The organism is Cellulomonas citrea (assembly GCF_009829685.1).
Classification (GTDB): domain Bacteria; phylum Actinomycetota; class Actinomycetes; order Actinomycetales; family Cellulomonadaceae; genus Cellulomonas; species Cellulomonas citrea.
The window spans coordinates 1-8,317 of sequence record NZ_VWSD01000132.1 but is presented as its reverse complement, the minus strand read 5'-3'; the positions used below and the strand labels follow the sequence as shown (position 1 = coordinate 8,317).

General features: G+C 74.0%; 9 protein-coding genes and 1 pseudogene. 3 read left to right on the top strand and 7 right to left on the bottom strand.

The window, feature by feature from the left end:
• Window positions 1–1,035: DAK2 domain-containing protein (locus tag F2B26_RS12765; RefSeq protein ID WP_159809957.1), on the bottom strand; the 1,035-nt coding region annotated here is incomplete at its 3' end.
• Between the two features lie 203 nt (window positions 1,036–1,238).
• Between F2B26_RS12765 and rpmB the strand changes: the two genes are divergently transcribed.
• Both rpmB and F2B26_RS12755 read left to right on the top strand, forming a co-directional pair.
• On the top strand, window positions 1,239–1,430 hold the full coding sequence (gene rpmB / locus F2B26_RS12760; protein WP_159809955.1) for a 50S ribosomal protein L28: 192 nt from the start codon (window positions 1,239–1,241) through the stop codon (window positions 1,428–1,430).
• A gap of 51 nt (window positions 1,431–1,481) precedes the next feature.
• Window positions 1,482–2,000 (top strand): GNAT family N-acetyltransferase, encoded by a 519-nt coding sequence (locus F2B26_RS12755; protein WP_159809952.1) that lies wholly within the window; start codon window positions 1,482–1,484, stop codon window positions 1,998–2,000.
• A gap of 36 nt (window positions 2,001–2,036) precedes the next feature.
• On the opposite strand, the gene F2B26_RS12750 is transcribed toward F2B26_RS12755, so the two are convergent.
• Window positions 2,037–3,011 (bottom strand): thiamine-phosphate kinase, encoded by a 975-nt coding sequence (locus F2B26_RS12750; protein ID WP_159809950.1) that lies wholly within the window; start codon window positions 3,009–3,011, stop codon window positions 2,037–2,039.
• A gap of 78 nt (window positions 3,012–3,089) precedes the next feature.
• Between F2B26_RS12750 and F2B26_RS12745 the strand changes: the two genes are divergently transcribed.
• Window positions 3,090–3,575: a DUF3515 family protein gene (locus tag F2B26_RS12745; protein WP_159809948.1), complete on the top strand. Its 486-nt coding sequence runs from the start codon at window positions 3,090–3,092 to the stop codon at window positions 3,573–3,575.
• A 22-nt stretch (window positions 3,576–3,597) separates the two neighbouring features.
• On the opposite strand, the gene F2B26_RS12740 is transcribed toward F2B26_RS12745, so the two are convergent.
• The 5 genes and pseudogenes from F2B26_RS12740 to F2B26_RS17240 all read right to left on the bottom strand — a co-directional run.
• The gene (locus F2B26_RS12740; protein WP_159809946.1) at window positions 3,598–4,752 is read right to left on the bottom strand and encodes a D-alanine--D-alanine ligase family protein; all 1,155 of its coding nucleotides are present in this window, start codon (window positions 4,750–4,752) and stop codon (window positions 3,598–3,600) included.
• Window positions 4,753–4,796: 44 nt separating this feature from the next.
• Window positions 4,797–5,804 carry an NAD(P)H-dependent glycerol-3-phosphate dehydrogenase gene (locus tag F2B26_RS12735; RefSeq protein ID WP_159809944.1) on the bottom strand — a complete coding sequence of 336 codons (1,008 nt, stop codon included), beginning with the start codon at window positions 5,802–5,804 and terminating at the stop codon, window positions 4,797–4,799.
• A 2-nt stretch (window positions 5,805–5,806) separates the two neighbouring features.
• Entirely contained in the window at window positions 5,807–6,532 is a 726-nt protein-coding gene (locus tag F2B26_RS12730) for a lysophospholipid acyltransferase family protein (protein ID WP_159809942.1), read from the bottom strand.
• Window positions 6,533–6,578: 46 nt separating this feature from the next.
• Complete coding sequence (gene murA, locus F2B26_RS12725; protein ID WP_159809940.1) at window positions 6,579–7,907, bottom strand: UDP-N-acetylglucosamine 1-carboxyvinyltransferase; 1,329 nt, start codon at window positions 7,905–7,907, stop codon at window positions 6,579–6,581.
• Window positions 7,908–8,007: 100 nt separating this feature from the next.
• Window positions 8,008–8,317 (bottom strand): annotated as a pseudogene (locus tag F2B26_RS17240) (hypothetical protein); the annotation flags it as partial.

The following is an 8,317-nucleotide window of genomic DNA, read 5'->3' as shown; positions in this document are numbered from 1 at the left end:
CTGGCGGACGGCGTCCGGCAGCGCCGCGTCGCTCACGGCACCGGGCAGCAGCACTGCCGCTCCCGCAGCGGCGAACCAGGCCGCGTGCCCCGCCTCGGACGTGACGACCACGGCGGACGGCTGGTGCGGACCGTGCACGGCGCGCACGACGGCCTGCACGAGGTCATGGGCGGCGAGCAGGTCGAGCACCTGCGGCACCGTGTCGGTGTGCACGTGGGTGCGCCAACCGTCCGGGTCGCCGACGACTGCCACCGCGTCGCCCCGTGCGCCGAGCGCGGTCCGCACGGCAACGGCGTCCGCGCGCGGGCCCAGCGCGGCCATCACCTCGAAGGCTCCCCCGCCCGCGTCCTCGTGCTCGTGCGGACGGGCGACCGGCACCCAGTCGCCCAGGTCGACGCCGGACCGGTCGGCGAGCACCGCGGCGAACGCCTCGAGGAGCACGAGCAGCGCGCAGGCACCGGCGTCCACCACCCCGGCCGCGCGAAGCACGGGGTGGCGCAGGCTGGTGTCGACGAGGGCGCGCCGGGCGGCATCGACGGCGCCCGGGAGCACCTGGTCGAGCGCGCCGTCCTGAGCCCCGCGTGCCACCTGATCCGCGGTGTCGAGCATCGTCCCGGGCGAGGGCCGCTCGACCGCGGCCGTCGCCTCGCGGGCGGCGACCGACAGCGCCGCGACGAGGTCCCGCGCACCGGGGTCGATGTGGTCGGTGCCGGTCGAGACCGCCAGCCCCTCGGCGAGCCCGGTGAGCCAGGCCCCGAGGATGACGCCCGAGCTGCCCCGTGCCGCGGCGAGGGCCCCGCGGGCCAGGACGTCGACGGCCTGGGCGCCACCGACGGGTCGGCTGCGCACCAGCGCGTCACGGCCGGCCGCGACGGTGAGCGCCACGTTGGTCCCGGTGTCGTCGTCGGCCACCGGGAACACGTTGAGCGCGTCGATCCGCGGCGCGAGCCGCGCCAGCGCATCCGACGCGGACACGGCCCAGGCGTGCACGGCCGCACCGTCGAGCACCTGGCGCCCGGACCCTGCCACCTGCATCTGCCGCCCACCTCCGGCGACCCACTGTGCCCCATCCCTGCGACATTTGGGCCCCCTGCAGCGCGTGGGCTAGACTCATCCGGTTGTCCGGAACCGGTGACATCGCTGCGAGCACCTGCACGACGCCTCGCTGCGCGACGGTCACCCCAGACGGCGCCCCCTTCTTCGCCGCACCGCGGCGTGCACACAGACTGGAGATCACCGTGGCCGCGAATTGCGATGTCTGCGCCAAGGGCCCGTCCTTCGGGCACAACGTCTCGCACTCCCACGTGAAGACCAAGCGTCGTTGGAACCCGAACATCCAGCGGGTGCGCGTGGTCGTCGCGGGGACGCCGAAGCGCCTCAACGTGTGCACCTCCTGCCTCAAGGCCGGCAAGGTCCAGCGCGCCGCCTGACGTCTCACGCGGGGCCACCCGCGATTCACGCTGCTGTGGCAGGGTGAACCCATGCAGCAGGACGACGAGGTGACCATCCGGCCCGCGACGCGTTCCGACGCGGACGCGATCGCCGCCGTTCACGTCCGCTCCTGGCAGGAGGCGTACGCCGGCATCGTCCCGGCCGAGCACCTTCAGTCGCTCGACCCGGCGCGCTGGGCGGTCCGGTGGACCGACTTCCTCGAGCGCGGCCCGGCCGACCGGGTGCTCACCTGGGTCGCGGTGACCGGGTCGAACCTCATCGGCTTCGCGTCCGTCGGCCCGGCCCGTGACGAGGATGCACGGCCCGCCGAACGCGAGATCTACTCGATCTACCTCGACCCGGGAACCTGGGGTCGGGGCGTCGCGCGCGAGCTCATCCGGACCGTCATCGCCGACGCCGGCGACCGGACCCCGCTGTCCCTGTGGGTCCTGGCGGACAACGAGCGCGCCCAGCACTTCTACCGCCGCCACGGCTTCAGCCCCGACGGCGTCGAGCGCTACGAGCAGGTGGGCGGGGCCGACCTGCTCGAGGTGCGCTACCGGCGCTGAGCCGCCCGACCGCGGCCGCCCTGGACACCGACCTGCTCAGCGACTGCCCGGGCCGAAGTGGTCCCAGCCGCCTGCCCCCACCGCAGGGGGCTGGCCGGCCACCGTCACGGTGCCCGCCGGGCCCGCGCCCACCCGACCGATCGCGCGGAACCCGTCGGGCAGGCGCACGTCCGGCGGGAACGTCGCGAGCAGACCGTGGTCCTCCCCACCGCCGAGCACCCAGTCCCGCGCACTCGCGCCCGTGGCTCGGGCCGCCGCGTCCAGTCTCGCCAGCTCGTCGCCGAAGGTCTGCGCCGGGTCGTCCAGGTCGAGGCTCACCCCGGAGGCCGCCGCGATCCGTCGGGCGTCCCGCACCAGGCCGTCCGACACGTCGAGCATGGCGGTCGCACCCGCAGCAGCGGCTGCCGGGCCCGCGACGAGCGGGCACACCGGGCGCAGGTAGGCCGCCACCAGCTCGTCGTCGAGCCGGCCGATACCCGCCGCGAGCAGCGCGAGCCCCGCCGCCGAGCGGCCTCGCACACCCACGTGCGCGAGCACGTCACCGGGCCTGGCCCCCGACCGCAGCACGGGGGCACGACCGTTCAGGTCACCCAGGGCGGTGACCGAGACCACGACGTCCCGGCCGCCGGACAGGTCTCCTCCGACGACCCCGACGCCCAGCGGTGCGCAGACCTGCGCCAGCCCGCGGGCCAGGTCCTCGACGAACGTCACCGGCAACGACCCGGGCAGCACGAGCGCGACGACGAGCGCCGTGGGCTGGGCGCCCATCGCGGCGACGTCGGCCAGGTTCTGCACCGCCGCCCGCCATCCGACGTCGCGACCGTCCGACCAGTCGAGCCGGAAGTGGCGGTCCTGGACCAGCACATCGGTCGTGACGACCGTGCGCCCGTCCGGGGCGCTGAGCACCGCGCAGTCGTCACCCGGCCCCACGAGAGTCCGCGCGCCGTACGGCAGCAGCGGGCCGAACCGGGCGAGGAGCTCGTCCTCGGAGCTGTCGGCCACCGTCGTCACAGGACAACGCTAGACGGCTCCGGGCGCCGGCCCGGACACGAGTCGGGACAGCATGCGCCGGCCAGCTACCGTGGGGTCGTGCGCACCCCTCGACGGCTCCTCGCGGTGGCCGCCCCCGTCGCACTGGTCGCCTCGTGCTCCGCGGCGGTCCCGGTGACTGCGGCACCGAACGCGACCGACCCCGTGTGCGCGCAGATCGTGCTGGCCACCCCCACCCGCCTCGGCGACGGCCTCGACGAGATCGCGACGACGGCCCAGGCCTCCCGTGCCTGGGGCACGGCGGGCGACCCGGTGGTGCTGCGCTGCGGCGTCGCGGTGCCCGGACCGACGACGCAGCGGTGCGTCGCAGTCGACACGCCCCACGGCCCGACCGTCGACTGGCTCGTGGTGCCCGACGAGGCCGGCGCCACGACGGACACCGGCTGGACCTTCACGACGTTCGGCCGCACCCCGGCCGTCGAGGTGCACGTGCCGGCCTCGGTCGCGGGGACCCGGTCGACGTCGTTCCTCGACCAGCTCGGCACCGCGGTGTCGATCGCGCAGCAGACCGGCTCGTGCAGCTGAGCACGTCCGGCCCGTCCGACCGCTAGCGCAGACCCGTCGGCCGCGCCAGGGCCAGCGCCAGCAGCTCGTCGACCAGCTCGGGGTAGGACAGGCCCGAGGCCTGCCACATCATCGGGTACATCGAGTAGGGCGTGAACCCCGGCATGGTGTTGATCTCGTTGATCTGGACGCCACCGTCGGGCGTCACGAAGACGTCGACCCGGGCGATCCCCTCGCAGCCGATCGCGTCGAACGCCGCCACGGCGATCTCCTGGACGCGCTCGACCACCTCGGCGGGCAGATCGGCCGGGCAGGCCAGGCGCACGCCCTCGGAGTCGAAGTACTTGGCCTCGTAGTCGTAGAACCGGTGCCGGTGGTCGGTGACGACGATCTCGCCCGGCAGCGACGCGCGCGCGGGGCCGCCGTCCCGTCCGCCGAGCACACCGCACTCGACCTCCCGGCCGACGACGGCCGCCTCGACGATGACCTTGGGGTCCACCGCCTGCGCCGTCGCGAGCGCGTCGAGGAGCTCGTCGAGCGAGTCCGCGCGGGAGATGCCAAGGCTGGACCCGGCCCGCGCCGGCTTGACGAAGACCGGCAGCCCGAGACGCGCGAGGCGGTCGAGCACGGCCTGCCGGTCCGTCCGCCACTGGCTCGGCAGGACGACCTCGAACTCCCCCACCGGCAACCCGTGACCGGCGAGCACGATCTTCATCATGTGCTTGTCCATGCCGACCGCGGAGGCCAGCACCCCGGACCCGACGTACCGCACGTCCGCGAGCTCGAGCAGCCCCTGCACCGTGCCGTCCTCCCCGAACGGGCCGTGCAGCAGCGGGAACACCACGTCGACCTCACCCAGCGCGCGCGGCACCTGACCCGCCTCGAGTGCCTGGACCTCCCGGTCGCGCACCCCCTGCGGCAGCAGGACGTGGGTCCGGGTGTCCTCGACCTCGGGGAGCCGGCCGTCGCTGATCGCCCAGCGGTCCGGGTCGTCGTCGGCGAGCACCCAGTGGCCCTCGCGGGTGATGCCGACCGCGAGCACGTCGTAGCGGTCGCGGTCGATCGCCCGGAGCACCCCGCCCGCGGTGGCACAGCTGATGGTGTGCTCCCCCGAACGCCCGCCGAACAGCACGAGCACCCTCGGACGGACCGGGGCGGGATCGGTGGGGACGGGCAGCGGGGCTGGTGTGGCATCCATCGCGCCCGACCCTACCGTCGTCGCGACCCCCTGCGGAGCGAGGTTCAGCGCGAGGCGCGTCCCTCGGCCTTGCGGGGCCGGGACAGCAGGCGGGGAGCCAGCTCGTCGAGCGGCAGGGTGCCGTCCAGCACCTGCACGACGCCCTCGGTGATCGGCATGTCGACCCCGAGCCGGCGGGCCAGGTCGAGCACCGGCCGGCAGGTCTTGACGCCCTCGGCGGTACCGCCTGTCGCGGCTACGGCGGCCTCGAGGTCCAGGCCCTGGCCGACGAGCGTGCCCAACCGGTGGTTGCGCGAGTCGGGGGACGCGCACGTCGCCATGAGGTCCCCCATCCCCGCGAGGCCGCCGAACGTCTGGGCGTCGGCTCCGAGCGCGAGCCCGAGCCGGGTGATCTCGGCCAGACCGCGGGTGATGACGGTGGCCATGGTGTTGAAGCCCAAGCCGCGTCCCTGCGAGATGCCGACCGCCAGGGCGATGACGTTCTTCACCGCCCCGCACAGCTCGACGCCCACGAGGTCGGTGTTGGTGTAGGGACGGAAGTAGCCGGTGGCACAGGCCGCCGCCACGGTCTCGGCGGTGCTCCGGCAGGTGGACGCGACGACGGTCGCCGTCGGCTGCCGGTCGGCGATCTCGTGGGCGAGGTTGGGGCCGGACACCACGGCGAGACGGTCATCGGGGACGCCCAGCACCTCGCCGAGCACCTGGCTCATCCGGGCGTCGGTGGACAGCTCGACGCCCTTCATGAGCGAGACGACGAGCGCGCCCGGTGCCAGCCGTCCGGCCAGCGGGGCGAGCGTGGCCCGCGCGCTCTGCGCCGGGACGGCGACCGCGACCAGGTCGGCTCCCTCGACCGCGCGCCGCAGGTCGGGCTCGGCGCCGACCGCGTCAGGCAGCTGCACACCCGGCAGGTAGGCCTCGTTGCGGTGGGCCGTGACGATCTGCCGGCAGACGGCCTCGTCCCGCCCCCAGACGGTCACCTCGCACCCGGCGTCCGCCAGGACAGCCGCGAAGGTGGTCCCCCAGCTGCCCGCGCCGACGACGGTCGCCCGCATGCTCACGGTGCTGCGGTCCGCGCGCCCGTGCGCGGGTCGAACACCGCATCGGGTGCCGGTTCGTCGCGCAGCTGCGCGAGCTGCGCGGTCACGGCGGCCATGATCCGCGACGTCGCCTCCCGCAGCACGGCGGCGTCCCGCGGCCGGTCGTACAGGTCGGCGAGGTCGACCGGCGGGCCGGCGACGACGTCGACCCGCTTGCGGGGCACCGGGTGCAGCACCTTCCCGTAGGGCGCGAGCACGCGGTGCGCACCCCACTGCGCGACCGGGATCACCGGGGCGCGGGTCGCGAGCGCCAGCCGGGCCACCCCGGTCTTGGCGACCATCGGCCACAGGTCGGGGTCCCGGGTGAGCGTGCCCTCGGGGAACACCGCGAGGCACTCGCCACCGGCGATCGCCTCGGCCGCCAGGTCGAGCGACTGGGCGGCCTGGGCGGAGCCACGAGCGACCGGGATGAGGTCGATCCGACGCATCACCGACCCCAGCACAGGGACCCGGAACAGCGAGTCCTTGGCCATGATGCGCGGGGCGTACCCGGCGTCCCACAGGAAGTGCGCGAACGTGAGCGGGTCGAGCGTGGTCACGTGGTTGACCGCGGCGATGAACCCGACCTCACGCGGCAGGTGCTCGGTCCCGGCCCAGTGCGGCCGGGTCATCGAGAACATCGCCGGGCGCACGATGCGGGCCACGGTGCGGTAGGTCAGGTTCGACCGCTCGGGAGATGGCACGGCAGCCGATGCTACCGGTCCGCACCGGACCGGCAGCCCTCCGACGTCAGCGAGCGCCTGGCTCCCGGGAGAACTGGGCACCGAGCGCGTCCAGCTTCTGGGTGAACTGCTCGTACCCGCGGTCGATGAGGCTGATGCCGCGCACCGACGACTGGCCCTTGGCGGTGAGCGCCGCGATGAGGTGGCTGAACCCGCCGCGCAGGTCAGGCACCTCGATGTCGGCGGCCGACAGCGGGGTCGGCCCGGAGATGACGGCCGAGTGGTAGAAGTTGCGCTGCCCGAACCGGCACGGGCGACCGCCCAGGCACTCCTTGTAGACCTGGATCGTGGCACCCATGCCGAGCAGCGCGTCGACGAACCCGAACCGGTTCTCGTACACGGTCTCGTGCACGATCGACAGGCCGCGGGCCTGGGTGAGCGCCACGACGAGCGGCTGCTGCCAGTCGGTCATGAAGCCGGGGTGCACGTCCGTCTCGAGCTGGATCGACCGCAGGTCACCGCCCGGGTGGAAGAAGCGGATCCCGTCGTCGTGCACGGTGAACTCGCCACCGACCTTGCGGAACGTGTTGAGGAACGTCGTCATGTCCGCCTGGTGCGCGCCGCGCACGTAGACGTCACCGCCGGTCGCGAGGGCCGCCGATGCCCATGAGGCCGCCTCGATGCGGTCGGCCAGCGCGGTGTGGGTGAACCCGACGAGCCGGTCGACGCCCTCGATCCGGATGACGCGGTCGGTGTCGACCGAGATGATCGCGCCCATCTTCTGCAGCACGTTGATGAGGTCCATGATCTCGGGCTCGATGGCCGCGTTGGACAGCTCCGTGATGCCCTCGGCCCGCACCGCGGTGAGCAGCAGCTGCTCGGTGGCACCGACGCTCGGGTACGGCAGCGCGATCTTCGTCCCGGTGAGGCGCCGCGGGGCCGACAGGTGGATACCGCCGGGGCGCTTGTCCACCTGGGCACCGAACTGGCGAAGGATGTCCAGGTGGTAGTTGATCGGCCGGTCGCCGATCCGGCAGCCGCCCAGATCGGGGATGAACGCCTCGCCGAGGCGGTGCAGCAGCGGGCCGCAGAACAGGATCGGGATGCGGCTGGCGCCGGCCAGCGTGTCGATGTCGGCCACCAGGGGCGACTCGACGTCGGCCGGGTCGATGCGCAGCACCCCGGCGTCCTGGTCGACGTCCACCCGGACCCCGTGCAGCTCGAGCAGCGAGCCCACCACGGCGACGTCGCGGATGGTCGGCACGTTGCGCAGCTCGCTCGGCCCCTCGCCGAGCAGGGCCGCCACCATGGCCTTGGAGACGAAGTTCTTGGCACCGCGCACGGTGATCTCACCGTGCAGCGGGTTGCCACCGTCGACGTAGAGGAGGTCGTCCATCCCGCAATCGTCCCCTATCGCGGGCTGTGTGCAGCCTCAGCGGCGCGGGTCGGCGCCGCACGTGCGCACAACCCTCACATCCGGACGCCTGACCGGCAGGTCAGTGCTTCTTCTTCTTGCCCTTCGAGGCGGCCTTGGCGTCGGCCTTGGCGGGCTTCACCTTCGCCTTCGCCTTGGCCGCGTCCTTGCCGGCGGGCTTGGCGACCGGCTTCGCGGCCGTCTTGCCCGCGGGCTTGGCGGAGTCCTTGGTCGCAGGCTTCACGGCGGCCTTCGGTGCGGGCTTCGTCGCCGCCACCACCGGGGCCTCGACGACGGCCGTCGTCGGAGCCTTCGGCACAGCCCGGGCCTGGCGCACCGCCGGGGCCGTCGGCTGGAGGTCGACCGGCGCACCCGAGGTCCCGGCCAGCGCG

Bases quoted from the DNA above. Each gene is read 5' to 3' on its own strand.
- F2B26_RS12755 (WP_159809952.1), top strand. From the start codon at position 1,482: ATGCAGCAGGACGACGAGGTGACCATCCGGCCCGCGACGCGTTCCGAC.
- F2B26_RS12740 (WP_159809946.1), bottom strand. From the start codon at position 4,752: ATGGATGCCACACCAGCCCCGCTGCCCGTCCCCACCGATCCCGCCCCG.
- F2B26_RS12735 (WP_159809944.1), bottom strand. From the start codon at position 5,804: ATGCGGGCGACCGTCGTCGGCGCGGGCAGCTGGGGGACCACCTTCGCG.
- murA (WP_159809940.1), bottom strand. From the start codon at position 7,907: ATGGACGACCTCCTCTACGTCGACGGTGGCAACCCGCTGCACGGTGAG.